Annotated in this window: 15 protein-coding genes; 7 read left to right on the plus strand and 8 right to left on the minus strand. The window is 65.6% G+C overall.

What is annotated here, in order from left to right:
• Positions 1 to 232: 232 nt before the first annotated feature.
• The gene (locus tag Hhyl2_RS05305; RefSeq protein ID WP_483549688.1) at positions 233 to 1,483 is read right to left on the minus strand and encodes a mandelate racemase/muconate lactonizing enzyme family protein; all 1,251 of its coding nucleotides are present in this window, start codon (positions 1,481 to 1,483) and stop codon (positions 233 to 235) included.
• 240 nt (positions 1,484 to 1,723) lie between these two features.
• Complete coding sequence (locus Hhyl2_RS05310) at positions 1,724 to 2,917, minus strand: ABC transporter substrate-binding protein (RefSeq protein ID WP_483549689.1); 1,194 nt, start codon at positions 2,915 to 2,917, stop codon at positions 1,724 to 1,726.
• A 104-nt stretch (positions 2,918 to 3,021) separates the two neighbouring features.
• Here Hhyl2_RS05310 and Hhyl2_RS05315 point away from each other — a divergent pair, with 104 nt between their 5' ends.
• The 4 genes from Hhyl2_RS05315 (at position 3,022) to Hhyl2_RS05330 (ending at position 7,426) form a co-directional block, all read left to right on the plus strand.
• On the plus strand, positions 3,022 to 4,494 hold the full coding sequence (locus Hhyl2_RS05315) for a methyl-accepting chemotaxis protein (protein WP_483549690.1): 1,473 nt from the start codon (positions 3,022 to 3,024) through the stop codon (positions 4,492 to 4,494).
• A 62-nt stretch (positions 4,495 to 4,556) separates the two neighbouring features.
• Positions 4,557 to 5,525, plus strand: a complete 969-nt coding sequence (locus Hhyl2_RS05320) for a sugar phosphate isomerase/epimerase family protein (RefSeq protein WP_483549691.1) — start codon at positions 4,557 to 4,559, stop codon at positions 5,523 to 5,525.
• A gap of 3 nt (positions 5,526 to 5,528) precedes the next feature.
• Positions 5,529 to 6,638, plus strand: a complete 1,110-nt coding sequence (locus Hhyl2_RS05325; RefSeq protein ID WP_483549692.1) for a Gfo/Idh/MocA family protein — start codon at positions 5,529 to 5,531, stop codon at positions 6,636 to 6,638.
• A gap of 74 nt (positions 6,639 to 6,712) precedes the next feature.
• Positions 6,713 to 7,426 (plus strand): TIGR00266 family protein, encoded by a 714-nt coding sequence (locus Hhyl2_RS05330; protein ID WP_483549693.1) that lies wholly within the window; start codon positions 6,713 to 6,715, stop codon positions 7,424 to 7,426.
• Here Hhyl2_RS05330 and Hhyl2_RS05335 read toward each other — a convergent pair whose 3' ends face one another.
• Positions 7,427 to 8,317 (minus strand): NAD(P)-dependent oxidoreductase, encoded by an 891-nt coding sequence (locus Hhyl2_RS05335; protein ID WP_483549694.1) that lies wholly within the window; start codon positions 8,315 to 8,317, stop codon positions 7,427 to 7,429.
• A gap of 77 nt (positions 8,318 to 8,394) precedes the next feature.
• On the opposite strand from Hhyl2_RS05335, the gene Hhyl2_RS05340 reads away from it, so the two are divergent.
• On the plus strand, positions 8,395 to 8,838 hold the full coding sequence (locus Hhyl2_RS05340; RefSeq protein ID WP_483549695.1) for a DUF5799 family protein: 444 nt from the start codon (positions 8,395 to 8,397) through the stop codon (positions 8,836 to 8,838).
• Here Hhyl2_RS05340 and Hhyl2_RS05345 read toward each other — a convergent pair.
• The gene (locus Hhyl2_RS05345; RefSeq protein ID WP_483549696.1) at positions 8,835 to 8,984 is read right to left on the minus strand and encodes a DUF7557 family protein; all 150 of its coding nucleotides are present in this window, start codon (positions 8,982 to 8,984) and stop codon (positions 8,835 to 8,837) included. The genes Hhyl2_RS05340 and Hhyl2_RS05345 overlap by 4 nt on opposite strands.
• Before the next feature lie 117 nt (positions 8,985 to 9,101).
• Here Hhyl2_RS05345 and Hhyl2_RS05350 point away from each other — a divergent pair, with 117 nt between their 5' ends.
• Positions 9,102 to 9,884, plus strand: coding sequence for a class I fructose-bisphosphate aldolase (locus Hhyl2_RS05350; RefSeq protein ID WP_483549697.1), 783 nt, complete (start codon positions 9,102 to 9,104; stop codon positions 9,882 to 9,884).
• Positions 9,885 to 9,887: 3 nt separating this feature from the next.
• Positions 9,888 to 11,033, plus strand: a complete 1,146-nt coding sequence (locus Hhyl2_RS05355; protein ID WP_483549698.1) for a hypothetical protein — start codon at positions 9,888 to 9,890, stop codon at positions 11,031 to 11,033.
• A 17-nt stretch (positions 11,034 to 11,050) separates the two neighbouring features.
• Here Hhyl2_RS05355 and pfkB read toward each other — a convergent pair whose 3' ends face one another.
• The 4 genes from pfkB to Hhyl2_RS05375 all read right to left on the minus strand — a co-directional run bounded on the left by pfkB (position 11,051) and on the right by Hhyl2_RS05375 (position 14,214).
• Positions 11,051 to 11,959, minus strand: coding sequence for a 1-phosphofructokinase (gene pfkB, locus Hhyl2_RS05360; RefSeq protein ID WP_483549699.1), 909 nt, complete (start codon positions 11,957 to 11,959; stop codon positions 11,051 to 11,053).
• Positions 11,956 to 12,717, minus strand: a complete 762-nt coding sequence (gene glpR / locus Hhyl2_RS05365; protein ID WP_483549700.1) for an HTH-type transcriptional regulator GlpR — start codon at positions 12,715 to 12,717, stop codon at positions 11,956 to 11,958. The genes pfkB and glpR overlap by 4 nt, the downstream gene beginning before the upstream one ends.
• 68 nt (positions 12,718 to 12,785) lie before the next feature.
• On the minus strand, positions 12,786 to 13,769 hold the full coding sequence (locus Hhyl2_RS05370; RefSeq protein WP_483549701.1) for an isocitrate/isopropylmalate dehydrogenase family protein: 984 nt from the start codon (positions 13,767 to 13,769) through the stop codon (positions 12,786 to 12,788).
• Between the two features lie 49 nt (positions 13,770 to 13,818).
• Positions 13,819 to 14,214 carry a hypothetical protein gene (locus Hhyl2_RS05375; RefSeq protein ID WP_483549702.1) on the minus strand — a complete coding sequence of 132 codons (396 nt, stop codon included), beginning with the start codon at positions 14,212 to 14,214 and terminating at the stop codon, positions 13,819 to 13,821.
• Positions 14,215 to 14,331 lie beyond the last annotated feature (117 nt).

Genomic DNA, 14,331 nt, shown 5'->3' on the forward strand with positions numbered 1-14,331 from the left:
TCTGTTAGTATTTAAGAACCGGTGACGGACTGGGTAAGAAGTGACGGGTAGCTGACGTAGCTCGGTGAACTCGGCGAGGCTTGTCGGCGAACGACGAAAATCTGATATTTTCGTGCTTGTCGAAGCTTACGCTTTGTCAAACACCGCCGAGCGCTGCCTGGCGAGTACGACGAGTCGCGTTACTCCTCGTCGAACAGGGCGAATCAGAGATTCGCTGGCTCGACGAGTCGCGTTACTCCTCGTCGAACAGCGTGTCGCCCTCGACCATGTGCTCCTCGACGGCGTCCATGTCGAGAGTGAGGCCGAGACCGGGTTCCTCCGGGATCTCGATGTAGCCGTTCTCGATGACGTCCTCCTCGACCAGGTCCTCCCACCAGCCGAGTTCGTAGGAGTGGTACTCGACGGCCAGCGAGTTCGGCACGGCGGCGCCGACGTGGGCGCTGGCCATCGTCGCGATCGGCGAGGAGACGTTGTGCATCGCGACCGGGATGTAGTACTGGTTGGCGACGTCCGCGACCTTGCGGGTCTCTCGCATGCCGCCGACCTTGGGCATGTCCGGGGCGATCATGTCGACCGCCTGGTTCTCGATGAGGCGGCGCTCCTCGGTCACGCGGTAGCGGTTCTCGCCGACGGTGATCGGCGTCGTGGTGGACTTGGTGACCTCCTCCTGGACTTCGAGGTTCTCCGGCGGGACGGGGTCTTCGAGCCACCAGACGTCGTACTCCTCGATCTCCTTGGCCAGGCGCTTGCCCGAGCCGCCGCTGAAGGTCCAGTGGCAGTCGAAGGCGACGTCGGCCTCGTCTTTGACCTCCTCGGTGACCTTCTCGACGATCTCGGCCTTGTGGCGGATCTCGCCGGGACGGAGGTGACGGTTCGCGCGGTCCTTCTCCAGGCCGCTCGGGACGTCGAGGTCGAACTTCAGGGCGTCGTAGCCCAGTTCGTCGACGACACGGCGGGCCTCCTCGGCGCAGGCGTCGGCGTCGGCCTCCTCCTCGGTGTGGCAGTCACAGTAGACGCGCATCTCGTCGCGGTACTTCCCGCCAAGGAGCTGGTAGGCCGGGACTTCGAGGATCTTGCCGGCGAGATCGTGCAGCGCGACCTCGATGCCGGCGATGGCGGTGACCGTGACGCCCTCGACGGATCCTTCGCCGGACATCTTCTGGATAAGGTGCTCGTAGAGGCGGTCGATGTCCAGCGGGTTCTCGCCGACGACGAACGGCTTCATCCGCTCGATGAGTTCCGGAACGCCGGCGCCCCAGTAGGCCTCGCCCGTCCCGACGATGCCGGCGTCGGTGTAGATGCGCACGAGAGTCCACGGGAAGTTCCCGTCGACCATCGTCGTCTGAACGTCGGTGATCTCCACGTCGCGGCCGCCACCACGTTTGGCGGTGACACCCATCGTCTCTGCGGAGAGTTCCCGCATCGTATACTCCGCGTTCGGGTCGTGCAGGTCAGCGTAATCCACGTCGTTTGCCTGTCCCATGACTGGGCATTGCTACCCCCGTTACAAAAGTGTAGAGGAATCCGGGATGACCGGCATCCGGTACGTGACGGACTCACACCCTTCGAGAGGGGGTATCTGGCGACCAGGGGGGCGACGAGCCGAGCGACGCCAGCGGGGACCGCCCTTCCGAAACCGTCTGTGACTGTCTCCGAACGGGCCAGGCGTCGGGGCGACGGCTTCCCGGCTCGTAATTTCGAGAGATAGACAAAGAATATTACGTTATGATGAACTCTCCAGGGCCGTAATAACTGAATCCGCGGTCGACTGGATATCCCACGACGAGACGAACGCGGACATCGCGGTCTTCAGTTCGATCAGTTGCTCCGGTTGCACGCCGAGTCCGTGTGTGATCGACAGTGGCTGACTGTCGGCCCGCTGGAACGCCTCGTGCTGGTCACGGAGGAACTCCGTAAACTGGCTCACGTCCACGTCTGCGCGGGGTGGGATCGACCCCTTCTTCTGGTTGAACCGCCGCTGTCCGTCGGCCGACCCGACGTACTGCAGGAAGGTGGCGACGGCCTCTGGGTTCTCCGTGCTCGCCGCGGAGACGACAGAGTCCATGTTGACGGCGTAATACCCGTCGGTACCGGGGAACGGCGTGTGTGTCCAGTCCGTCTGATAATCGAACCCGGAGGTCTCGGTGTACGCACCGGCCGCCCAGTCACCCTGATGGAAGAAGACGGATTCGCCCTCGACGAAGCGGTCGTTTGCGTCGGTCAGCGAGAGGTAGAGCCGGTCCTCCGTGGCGACGTTGCCGTACCGGGCGACGATCTCCAGTGTGTCGGCGATCTCCCGGCGGTGTTGACTCGCCCGACCGTCGCTGATCGCCCGGTAGGTGTCGTGACCGTGCTCACCAAGCAGGACCGTCTCGAATATCTGGAGGACGGTCCAGGGGTTCTTCATCGGGAACAGCATCCCGACGTGGTCGGTCTCGGTGTCGATCCGTTCGAGTTCGTCCGCGAACGCACTCGGACTGTCGATACGTGTGGGATCGACGCCGACCTCGTCCGCCAGCACCGGGTTGATGAACAGGTTGTTGATACGGTGGATGTTCAGCGGGACCGCGTGGTAGGTCCCGTCGAAGCGTGCGGCCTCCTTCGGCCCGTCGAGGTAGTTCCGCTCCATGTCGCTCTCGGTCCACACGTCCGAGACGTCGCCGACGACGCCAGCGTCGGTGTAGGGCTTGAGGTTCTGCCCCGGCCACTCGATCCAGACGTCCGGCGGGTCTTCCTTGAGGATCCGACTCTTGACTGCGAGACTGAGGTTCTCGTTGGTGACGTCGCCCAGTGGGACACTGGGATGGTGCTGTGAGAACCCTTCCAGGAGGGCCGCCAGTGCTGCACCCCCGTCGCCACCGACGAGGCGGTGCAGCAACTCGACGTCCGCACCACTCCCGGTCGAAGCCCGTGACATACAGTGCGATTACTCGCTCCTGGTTATCAAGCTACCCCGCGGATTCTCAATGTTGAACACAGGGGGCAAGGGGATTTATATCGATTATGTATATATCCCATATCATGGTACATACTCGACGTAGGTGGGTCTTCGTCGGCATCGCGGTGCAGTTTCTCCATGCTCTCTACCAGATCGCCGTGGTCGGGTTCGGTCCCACAGGCGTCAGGTGGCCGCTGGCTATCGGTGGCGCGATAGTCGCAGGTTCTGGCGCCCTGTGGACCGGGATGCTCGTCCGGGACAGTCTCGGGGATCTGGCCGACGAGCGCGATCGGCTCCAGACAGAACTGGTCGAGGAACGCACGACACGACAGGATCTGGACGCCGAACTCGAACGGGTCCGAGCGGAGTTCGCGGAGCTGGAAGCCGCAAAGGTGTCTCCGAGCAGTGCCACGGCTGCTGCGACCGACGGCGGCGTCTCCGCGGCCGACGGCCTCGACCACGAGCAGCTCTCGGCGTATCTCTCGGACTGCTGTGCGACCATCGACGCGGCGAACGAAGGGGACCTCGGACGGCGGATGGACGCCGAGACACCCTCGGAATCGCTGAACGAACTCGCGGCGGAGTTCAACGAGATGGCGGCGGCCTTCCAGCAGACCATCGAGACGGCCGACGAGTTCTCGAACGACGTGGCTGGCTCCTCCGAACAGGTGACCGCGGCGACCCAGGCGGTCAAGGAGGCCTCACAGAACGTCGCCGAGACCGTCCAGGGAATCGCCGACGTCTTCCACGAGCAACACCAGCAGATCACGACCATCAGCGAGGAGATGTCACAGATGTCGGCCACCATCGAGGAGATCGCGGCCTCCTCGAACGAGGTGACCGAGATGGCCGATAAGACCGAGCGACGGACCGTCGAAGGCATCGAGGCTGCCGAGCGCGCTCAGGAGACGATGGTCGAGACGGTGACACAGACCGACGAGGTCGTCGAAACCGTCCAGACGCTGGACGACCAGATGAACGAGGTCGGCCGGATCGTCGACCTCATCGACGACATCGCCGAGCAGACGAACATCCTGGCGCTGAACGCCTCCATCGAGGCGGCCCACGCCTCCTCCGGCGCCCAGAACAACAACGGCTTCGGGGTCGTCGCGGACGAGGTCAAGACGCTGGCAGAGGAGACCAAGGAGGCGACCAACGAGATCGAGGGGCTCATCGGCGACATCCAGTCACAGACAGAGGAGGCTGTCGGCGAGATCTCGGAGATGCAGGGCTCGGTCGAGGACGGGCAGGACGCGGTCGAGGAGGGCCTGACCGCGCTGGAATCGATCATGGAACACGTCGAGAAGACCTCCTCCGGCGTCAAGGAGATCAGTAACGCGACCGACGACCAGGCCGCGACCTCCGAAGAAGTGGCCTCCATCGCGGATACGGTCGCGGAGACCTCCCGGCAGAACGTCGAGGAGGCCGAACACGTCGCCGCTATCGCCGAGGAGCAGAACCTCGCGCTCGGCGAGATGTACGTCAACGCGAAGATGCTCACGATGCGTGCACAGCAACTGACGACACTGTTCGAGCGGTACGACACCGCGGAGTGAGGATCGACAGACGGCACAGCCCCACGCAAGGATTTAATAGCCTCATTTTCGCAGTACCACGCATGCAAGTCGGTGTACTCACCGTCCCGCTGGGGGACCAGTCGCTCGCGGACGCACTGTCGTACCTGGATAGCATCGGCGTCGACGCCGTCGAACTCGGCTGTGGCGGGTTCCCAGGGGACGACCACCTGCCCCGCGACCAGTATCTCGACGACGAGGACGCACAGGCGGACCTCCAGGAACTGCTCGACGAGCACGACATGGCCGTCAGCGCGCTGGCGACCCACAACAACCCGCTCCATCCGGACGACGAGCGGGCCGACAAAGCCGACACCGAACTGCGGGAGACCATCCGGCTGGCCGATCAGCTCGGCGTCGATGCGGTGACCTGCTTCTCGGGCCTGCCCGCGGGCGGCCCCGACGACGAGGTGCCCAACTGGATCACGGCGCCGTGGCCGACCGAACACGCCGACGCCCACGAGTACCAGTGGGACGTCGCCACCGACTACTGGAGCGACCTGGCCGACCACGCCGCCGACCACGACGTCGACGTGGCCATCGAGATGCACCCCAACATGCTCGTCTACGAGCCCCACGGGATGCTGAAACTGCGTGAGGCCACGAACGAGCACGTCGGCGCGAACTTCGACCCCTCCCATCTGTACTGGCAAGGCATCGACGTCACCGAGGCCATCCGGCTGCTGGGTGAGGAGGACGCGATCCACCACTTCCACGCCAAGGACACGAAGGTCTACGAGTCCCAGTCCCGCGAGAAGGGCGTTCTGGACACGACCGCCTACACCGACGAACCCAACCGCTCGTGGCTGTTCCGCTCGATCGGCTACGGGCACGACGAGAGCCACTGGAAGGACGTCGTCTCGACACTGCGGATGGTCGGCTACGACGGCGCGCTCTCGATCGAACACGAGGACTCGCTCACGAGCGCCCGCGAAGGACTGGAGAAAGCCGTCGACGTCCTCTCGCGGGCCGTCTTCGAGACGCAACCGGGCGAGGCCTACTGGGCGGAATAATTCATGACCGACACACCACTCGACATCGGCGTCCTGGGGTACCGCTTCATGGGCAAGGCACACGCCAACGCGTTCGCTCGCCTCCCGATGTTCTTCGACGACGCGCCGGCACTGAACCGGGACGTCATCGTCGGCCGCGACGAGGAGGCACTCAGCGAGGCCGCCGACCGACTGGGCTTCGACCGCTACGCGACCGATTGGCGCGAGGTCGTCGACGACGTCGACGTCTTCTACAACCTCGGGCCGAACCACGTCCACCGCGAGCCCTCGATAGCGGCCCTGGAGGCCGGAACACCGACGTTCTGCGAGAAGCCGCTGGCCCCGACGCTGGACGATGCCGAGGCGATGGCCGACGCGGCCGCCAAGGCCGACGTGCCCGCCGGCATCGCATTCAACTACCGGTTCGTGCCGGCGATCCAGTACGCCAAGGGGCTCATCGAGGACGGCGAACTGGGTGAGTTGCACCACTTCCGTGGGCGGTACCTCCAGGACTGGCTGGTCGACCCCGAGGCGCCGTGGTCCTGGCGCAACGACGCGGAGATGGCTGGAAGCGGTGCGCTCGGCGACCTAGGCGCCCACACCATCGATCTGGCGCGATTCCTCGTCGGCGACATCGACCGACTCAGCGGTCACCTCACCACGTTCGTCGACGAACGCCCGGTCGAGGGTGGCGACAAGACCCGGCCGGTGACCGTCGACGACGCCTACAGCGCGCAGGTCGAGTTCGCGGACGGCACCGTCGGCACGCTGGAGGCCTCGCGGTTCGCCAACGGCCACAAGAACGATCACACCATCGAGATCCAGGGCTCGAAGGGGAGCCTGCGGTTCTCGCTGGAGCGACTCAACGAACTCGAACTGCTCCGTGATGACAGTCGGGGTTACGAGACCATCCTGATGACCGACGAGAGCGACCCCTACGTCGACCACTGGTGGCCGCCGGGCCACGTCATCGGGTGGGAACACACCTTCGTCCACGAGAACTACGAGTTCCTCTCCAGCGTAGCCGCGGGCAGCGACTACGAACCCAGTTTCGCCGACGGTCTCGCGGTCCAGCGGGTCCTCGACGCCGTCGAGCGCAGCGACGAGCGCGGCGAGTGGGTCGACGTCGAATAACTATCGAGTCGACCCCACCTGTTCTCCAGATTAAGTTTATATACTATTCCGGGAGAAGAGTGGCGTGAGAACCTATGGACGTCGAACTCACCCACAAGCCCTCGTACACGCACGTGGTCGTCGACCTCGAAGACGGTGAATCTATCATGGCTGAACCCGGCGCGATGGTCAGTCACACGACCAACGTCTCGATCGACACGACGACCAGTCGTGACGGACTGCTCAGTTCCGCGAAGTCGATGTTGGGCGGCGAGTCGTTCCTGGCCAACGAGTTTACCGCGAACGGTGGCAGCGGCACTATCACGCTCGCCCCGCCGACACCCGGTGACGTCAACCACCACGTCCTGAACGACGAAACACTCTACGCCGTCGACGGCGCGTATCTCGCTTCCGACCCAGAGATCGACATCGACTCGGAGTTCGGCGGGCTGAAGTCGATGCTCGCCGGGGCGAGCATCACACCGCTCGCACTGAAGGGGACCGGCAACGTACTCATCGAGGCCTTCGGCGGCATCGAACAGAAGGAACTGGCCGACGGGGAGACCTACACCATCGACAACGAGCACGTCGTGGCCTGGACGGAGTCGGTCGACTTCGACGCCCGCCGTGTCGGCGGCCTGAAGTCGACCCTCCTGAGCGGCGAGGGGCTCGTCATGGACTTCTCCGGGCCGGGTACCGTCTGGTACCAGACCCGCGGACTGGACTCGTTCATGGCAGCCATCGCCGAATCCTTCGGTGGGAGCGGCGATCAGGGCGGCGACGCCCCGGACATGACGGACTTCCTGTAGTCAGTCCTCGCCGACGGTCACGTCGGCGGTCGCTTCGAGGTGCTTGACGACTGCGCCCATGTCCTCGCCACCGTGTCCGCGGGCGCGTGCGGCGCTGAACGCTTCACGCGCGGCGGCAGTCTGGGAGAGCGGGACGCCGACCTCGCCCGCCCGGTCCAGCGCCAGCGAGAGGTCCTTGAACTGGTAGTCGACGGGGAACCGCGGCTCGAAGTCCCGCTCGGTCAGCAGCGCACCCTTACCGGCGAACAGCGGACAGTCCAGCGCGCCGTTCTCGACGACCTCGAGCATGTCGCCCAACTCCAGCCCGTTCGCACTGCCGAAGACCAGCGCTTCGGCGAAGGCACTCATCGCGTCGCCCAGCAGGAGGTTGATGAACAGCTTCATGTTCGTCCCCTGCCCGACGTCGCCACAGTGCACGACGGGCTCACACATCGCTTCGAGGACGGGACGAACCTCGTCGACAGCCGCTTCGTCCCCGCTGGCGAGGCCGACCAGCGTCCCCTCACGGGCGGGACCGACCGTCCCCGAGACCGGCGCGTCGAGGAAGGTCGCGCCCGTCTCGGCCACGAGCTCGGCGGCAGCCATCGTCTCGGCGTAACCGATGGTGCTCATCTGGACCACGGTCGTCTCCTCGTCGAGGCCCTCCAGGACGCCGAGATGGCGTTCCAGGACCTCTTCGACGGCGTCGCCGTCGCTGACCATGATACAGACCACGTCAGATCGTTTGGTGAGGTGTTTCGGCGAGTCGGCGACCGAGACACCGGCCTCCGCGAACGGCTGTTCGCGGTCGGTCGTCCGGTTGTACACGACCAGGTCGAACCCGGCGTCGTCGAGGTTCCACGCCATCGGTGCGCCCATCGCACCGAGGCCGATGAAGCCAACTTTGGTCATGGCGCCGTCTTCGAGTTCGTCCCTCTTGTAAGTCGGGGCGGGAAACGCTGATACATCAGGCCGTCTAACCGCCAGGTATGAGTGAAGGTAACTGGACCGACCGGATCGCGGCCGAGCGGATGCAGGTCGACCAGCAGTTCAACGACCAGGTAGAGGTCTCCTCGTTCTCGAGCCAGCAGTGGGGCCTGGTGATGACAGCCGTGGAGTTCGAGATCGAGAACGCGTCCGATCCGGATTCGGCCCGTATCGTGGCCGATACGTCGAAGCTACCGAGTATCATGCCCGAACTCGACCGGATCGAGCAGCAGTCGGCGATGGGCGGCGCGCCCGAGAAAGGCGGCGGATCCGGCGGCGGTGGCGGCGGCATCTTCTCCGGTGTGAAGGACGCGCTTGGCCTCGGTGGCGGCGGCGACGACGAGCGGATGGACGAGGCGGCCGAACTGGCCCAGAAATACGCCGAGCAGCTCCAGGAACAACTGGAGTCGAACGGACGCTGGAAGGCGGTCTGTGAGCAGGCCTAGTACTCGTCACCGCCGTGGAACAGCGTCAGTTCCTCGGCCTCGTAGATGTTGATCAGTTCGGTGACGAGTTCGTCGTAGGATTCGTCCTCCTCCCGGAGCGCGTCGAGCCGTTCGACGGTGTCGGCGTCGAGTTCCACTGTCGGCATATGACCTCCTTCCACGGCGAGGGTCCTAATGGTTGTGAACGTGCAAAAATGAACACGAACAGTAGTAAACAATAGATACCGAAAACTGTTAATGGCCGTTCTGGGTAGTTCAACCACATGCGACCCGTTGATGACTCCCCGATCGTTCGTGACGACAAGACGCTCGTACTCGCCCACGACCACGGGCTCGAACACGGCCCCAAGCAGTTCAGCGGTGTCGAGGAACGCCTCGACCCGCGTGAGGTGTTCGAGATGGCGACCCACGACGCCGTCACTGCACTGGCCGTCGGGAAGGGGCTGGCCGAGACCTACTACCCGAGCTACGAGGACGACGTGAACCTGCTGGCGAAGCTCAACGGCAGTTCCGACCTCTGGATGGGCGACCCGTACTCGCCCCAGAACTGGTCGGTCGACTACGCCGCCGAGCTGGGTGCCGACGCCATCGGGTACACGATCTATCCCGGAATCAACCGCGAACCCGACTCTTTCGAGGACTTCCGGCCGGTCCAGGAGGCGGCACGCGACCACGACCTGCCGGTCGCGATGTGGTCGTACCCGCGCGGACAGGCCGTCAAGGACCACCGGACGCCCGATATCATCGCCTACGCGGCCCGTCTGGGCCTGGAACTGGGCGCGGACTTCACGAAGGTCAAGTACCCACGAAGCAAGGAGGCCATGGCCCACGCCGTCGATGCTGCCGCGGACAACCGCGTCCTGCTCTCGGGCGGCTCGAAGACCTCCGACCGTGACTTCCTCGAACTCGTCGCGGACTGCATGGACGTCGGCGTCTCCGGGCTGGCGGTCGGCCGGAACGTCTGGCAGCGCGAGGACCCCTACGACATCCTCGACAAACTCGAACCGGTCGTCTTCGAAGGCGCTGCAGCAGACGACGTGCTGTAGGCCATGGCAGCGGAGACGCCATCGGACGCTCCCGACCAGCCGACACGCGACGCCGTCACCGACGCACAGCGTCGCCTGGGCGATGGACTGGACGACGGCACGCACGGCCACGTCGTTTTCGGCTTCGACGGCTACCTCGACCGCGTCCGTGAAGTCGTCGCCGACCGCACCGACCCGGAGACCTACGAACGACTGGCCACCCTCGAAGGGTTCGGCGACCGGGTCGAGCGGTCGGTCGCCGCCGAGAGCTCGCTGACCTTCGAGTGGCTCCAGGACGGGAGCCGGACCGGTGGCCACACCTGCCATCTCGCCCGAGCGTTCGACACGTGGGCGTTCGAGACCGTCATGATCGGGATGTACGACGACCCCGTTCGCGAGCCCTTCGAGGCCGAGTTCGGTCACCTCGATCTGTACAGTATCGGCGAACCGGGCGTCACCGACGCCGTCGAGTTCGACGACGGGAAACTGATGCTGACCGAGATCGGTGACACGATGGATCTCGACTGGGCGACCCTGGACGAGCGGTTCGGTCACGACCGACTGCTCAACCGGCTCGACGGTGCCGCGCTGTTCGGGACGGGCTACTGGTCGGAGACGCCGGACCTGCCGGACGTCTACCAGGGCTTGCGAGACGACTGGGGACGGATCGGGGACCCACCCGAGACCGTCCTCGTCGATCCCGGTGACGTCCGGAAACTCGACGCCGACAGGCTCCGTGCGGGCCGTGAGGCGCTCGCCGCACTCGACGACGTGACCGACGTCGTCGTCTCCTCGAACCGAGCGGAGACGGCCGTCCTGGCCGACGCCTACGCCGGCGAGGCCGAGCGGACCTTCGAGGAATCGGCCCAGGCGGCCTTCGAGGCGCTCTCGCCGACGTGGTTCGTCGGCCACGGCGTCGACCGCTCAGTCGTCGTCACGGACGAGGGGACCGAGAGCGTCTCCGTCCCCGCCGTCGACGATCCCGAACTGACGACGAGTTCCGGCGACCACTTCAACGCGGGTCTGGCACTCGCTCGTGTCGCCGACCTCGATCCGGCAGCGGCGATCGTCGTCGGGAACGCCGTCGCCGGCTACTTCGTCCGGACGGCGGACCAGCCGTCGCTCGACGAGGTCCGGGCGTTCGTCGACGACTACGTCGAGAAGTTCTGATCGACTGTCCGGCCCGGTCAGAGTGTCCGGACGACGACGTCCTCCCGCAACGATTCGACGGGCTCGAAGGAGGGGACGCCGGTCCCTGCCTGTGAGACCAGCAGCGACGAGACGGCGATGCCGGTCCGGAGCGCCATCTCGTCGCTCTCGCCATTTTCCCAGGCCGACAGCACGCCCGAGAGGAGCGCGTCGCCGGCACCGACGGTGTCGACGACGTCGACGTCCAGTGCTTCCGCGAACAGCAGGTCGTCGCCTGTCGCCATGACTGCACCGTCGGCACCAAGTGACGCCAGGACTCGGTCGAATCCCTCGGTCCGGAACTGGCCGGCAGCACGTGCACAGCCCTCCAGCGTGGAGACGTCGGCGTCCGTCGCGTCACCGAGCTCCTGCCGGTTCGGTTTACACAGCGCGTACTGCGCGTCCAGTTCCCTGAGGATCGTTCCCTGGACGTCGACGACGGTCTCCCAGTCGCCACCCTCTGCGACGCGGTCGATATCCGCGATGGAGAGCCCCGGCGGGAGACTGCCGCCGACGAGGACCCGATCCGGATCGTGGGTCCGAATGCGGTCGAGAACCTCGTCGACCACCCCGTCGTCGACCGACGGCCCCTGTAGGTTGAGTTTGTACTCCTCCCCGTCGGCCAGCGCGGTCGTGTTCAGCCGGGTGATACCTGCTATCTCCGTGAAATCCGTCTCGACGCCGCCGGACTGCATGTCCTCGCGGACGAACTGTCCGGTGAACCCGCCGGCCAGTCCCGTGGCAACACAGGGCTGGTCCATCGCGGTGAGGAACTGGGCGACGTTGATCCCCTTCCCACCGGCGTCGTAGCGGTTGCTACTGGCCCGCATGACGCGATCGGGTTCCATCGGCTCGTCGAACTGCACTGTCTGATCGACTGCTGGGTTGTAGGTAACTGTCACAATCATGCGCTGACTCCATCGACGACGACACCGGCGTCTTCGAGTGCGGTGGCGAGACGACCTGTCGGTGCCTCGTCGGTGACGAGGTGATCCACTGCGTCGAGATCCGCGAACGAGACGAAACTCCGTTCGCCGAACTTCGAGTGATCCGCGACCAATACGACTCGGGAGGCTCGTTCGACCATCCGGGACTTGACGGCGGCCTCGTCCTCGTTGGGGGTCGAGAGCCCGGCCGTCGCGTCGAGGGCGTTCGTCCCGAGGACGAGCAGGTCGAAGTTCGTCCGGTCGAGGAAGGCCATCGCCGTCGGCCCGACGAGTGCGCGGGTCCGCTTGCGCATCGTCCCGCCGGTCAGTTTCACCTCCAGACTCCGATCTGCCAGTTCCATCGCGAGATCCGGCATGTTCGTCGCGGCCACGAACTCCATGTCCGGCACTGCGCGGGCGACTTCCATCGTGGTCGTGCCCGCGTCGAAGAACACCACTTCCCCCTCGCGAATCTCCTCGCTCGCCCGGCCGGCGATCGCACGTTTGGCGTCGAGGTTCTCGACCTCCCGCTGGTCGTACGGGCGCTCGGTCCCGACCGACGAACTGGGGACGGCACCGCCGTGTGACCGTTCGATGCGTCCCTCCGCCTCCAGGTCCCGCAGGTCACGGCGGATGGTTGCCTTCGAGAAGTCCAGTTCCGTCGCCAGTTCGGCGACTGAGCAGCCGTCTCGCTCGGTCACCAACTGGACGATCGTGCGTTTGCGCTCGGCCGGGAGCATCCTCTCTCCCGTGATTGTTTCGCTCCGGTTTTACACCTTTCTATCGGAAGCTGACTGTTTCTGCTCGGTTACAGTTCCGCGAGGATCGCCGCCGTCACTTCCTCGGTGGTACCGTCGCCACCGAGGTCAGGTGTGCGCGGGCCGTCCTCCAGGACCGTCTCGACGGCGTCCCGGACCTGGTCACCCGCCTCGTCGTAGCCCAGGTGATCGAGCAGCATGGCCGCCGAGAGGATCATCGCGGATGGGTTCGCGACACCCTCGCCGGCGATGTCCGGAGCCGAGCCGTGGACCGGTTCGAACAGCGCGTTCTCGTCGCCGATGTTCGCCGAGGGGAGCAGTCCCAGGCCACCGACGAGACCGGCTGCGAGGTCCGAGAGCATGTCGCCCGCGAGGTTCGGGCAGATGACGACGCCGTAGTCCTCGGGGTTCATCACGAGGTGCATCGCCAGCGCGTCCATGAGCGCGGTGTCGTAGTCCGCGCCGCGGTCCTGGCCGACCTGCTCGGCGGTCTCCAGGAACAGCCCGTCGGTCGTGCGCATGACGTTGGCCTTGTGGGCGATCGTCACGTCGTCGTAGCCGTTCTGTTTCGCGTAGTCGAAGCCGAACTCGGCGATCTTCTCGGAGGCGCCCTCGGTGATGACCCGCGTACACGTGGTCACGCCGTCGGTGATCTCGCTCTCGATACCCTTGTAGACACCCTCGGTGTTCTCGCGGATGAAGACGAGATCCGTGTCCGGCTGGACGGCGTCGAGCGCCGGGTAGGCCACCGCCGGGCGGACGTTGGCGAACGAGCCGACGATCTGTCGGAGCGGGAGGATGACGTCGGCGGCCGTCTCGCCCGCTGCACCGAACAGCGTCGCGTCGGCGTCGGCGGCGATGTCGGCGGTCTCCTCGGGCAGTGCCGTGCCGGTTTCGGCCTTGACGGCGTCGCCGGCCTCGGCCTCGACGAATTCGAAGTCGACTGTCTCGACTGCTTCCAGGACCTCGACGGCGGCGGGCGTGACCTCTTGCCCGATCCCGTCGCCAGGGATGACGGCGATCTCGTGTGTCATATCCCAGCAGAGACGAGCGGGGGGTGAAAGTGGTTCGATTTCCGTCGCGCTACAGCCCACCCGTGGCCTGTGCCTGCCGGCGCCGCTGGTCGAACACGTACAGACCGGCGACGACCAGTGGGAAGGCGACGACCCAGTAGCTCACCTGCGTGTACGGGTCCGGGGGCGCTGCTAGCGCAGCCACGGCGAACGAGAGGACGCTCCCGATGGCGAGCACCCTGGCGAGATAGAAGCGATTGCCGGGCGGCCGGGTACGAGCGGCCCGTCGGCGCAGCAGGTAGAAGACCACCGGGAACACGGGATAGAGCGGCACTGCCAGCAGCCCCCACAGGAGCGGGTTCTCGCCCCTGGTCCGGGCGTCCAGGGCCACCCAGAGGACCAGCCCACCGACTGTCACCCCGAGCATCAGGCCCAGCAGCGGGACCAGGAGACCGTGTTCTGTCACTGTCGTCGGTTCGATACGGGTCGAGAAAAGCGCCGCGGTCGCGCAGTCGGTAATCGACCGGATGCGTCAGCAGGGACCAGCGGGCAACTGGAAGGCCCCGGGCAGGGCCCCGTGCGT

It is taken from the genome of Haloarcula sp. H-hyl2 (assembly GCF_056934385.1).

Excerpts from the sequence above, each read along its gene's own strand:
- Hhyl2_RS05305 (WP_483549688.1), bottom strand. The coding sequence starts at position 1,483 with ATGGGACAGGCAAACGACGTGGATTACGCTGACCTGCACGACCCGAAC.
- Hhyl2_RS05310 (WP_483549689.1), bottom strand. The coding sequence starts at position 2,917 with ATGTCACGGGCTTCGACCGGGAGTGGTGCGGACGTCGAGTTGCTGCAC.
- Hhyl2_RS05315 (WP_483549690.1), top strand. The coding sequence starts at position 3,022 with ATGGTACATACTCGACGTAGGTGGGTCTTCGTCGGCATCGCGGTGCAG.
- Hhyl2_RS05320 (WP_483549691.1), top strand. The coding sequence starts at position 4,557 with ATGCAAGTCGGTGTACTCACCGTCCCGCTGGGGGACCAGTCGCTCGCG.
- Hhyl2_RS05325 (WP_483549692.1), top strand. The coding sequence starts at position 5,529 with ATGACCGACACACCACTCGACATCGGCGTCCTGGGGTACCGCTTCATG.
- Hhyl2_RS05330 (WP_483549693.1), top strand. The coding sequence starts at position 6,713 with ATGGACGTCGAACTCACCCACAAGCCCTCGTACACGCACGTGGTCGTC.
- Hhyl2_RS05335 (WP_483549694.1), bottom strand. The coding sequence starts at position 8,317 with ATGACCAAAGTTGGCTTCATCGGCCTCGGTGCGATGGGCGCACCGATG.
- Hhyl2_RS05340 (WP_483549695.1), top strand. The coding sequence starts at position 8,395 with ATGAGTGAAGGTAACTGGACCGACCGGATCGCGGCCGAGCGGATGCAG.
- Hhyl2_RS05345 (WP_483549696.1), bottom strand. The coding sequence starts at position 8,984 with ATGCCGACAGTGGAACTCGACGCCGACACCGTCGAACGGCTCGACGCG.
- Hhyl2_RS05350 (WP_483549697.1), top strand. The coding sequence starts at position 9,102 with ATGCGACCCGTTGATGACTCCCCGATCGTTCGTGACGACAAGACGCTC.
- Hhyl2_RS05355 (WP_483549698.1), top strand. The coding sequence starts at position 9,888 with ATGGCAGCGGAGACGCCATCGGACGCTCCCGACCAGCCGACACGCGAC.
- pfkB (WP_483549699.1), bottom strand. The coding sequence starts at position 11,959 with ATGATTGTGACAGTTACCTACAACCCAGCAGTCGATCAGACAGTGCAG.
- glpR (WP_483549700.1), bottom strand. The coding sequence starts at position 12,717 with ATGCTCCCGGCCGAGCGCAAACGCACGATCGTCCAGTTGGTGACCGAG.
- Hhyl2_RS05370 (WP_483549701.1), bottom strand. The coding sequence starts at position 13,769 with ATGACACACGAGATCGCCGTCATCCCTGGCGACGGGATCGGGCAAGAG.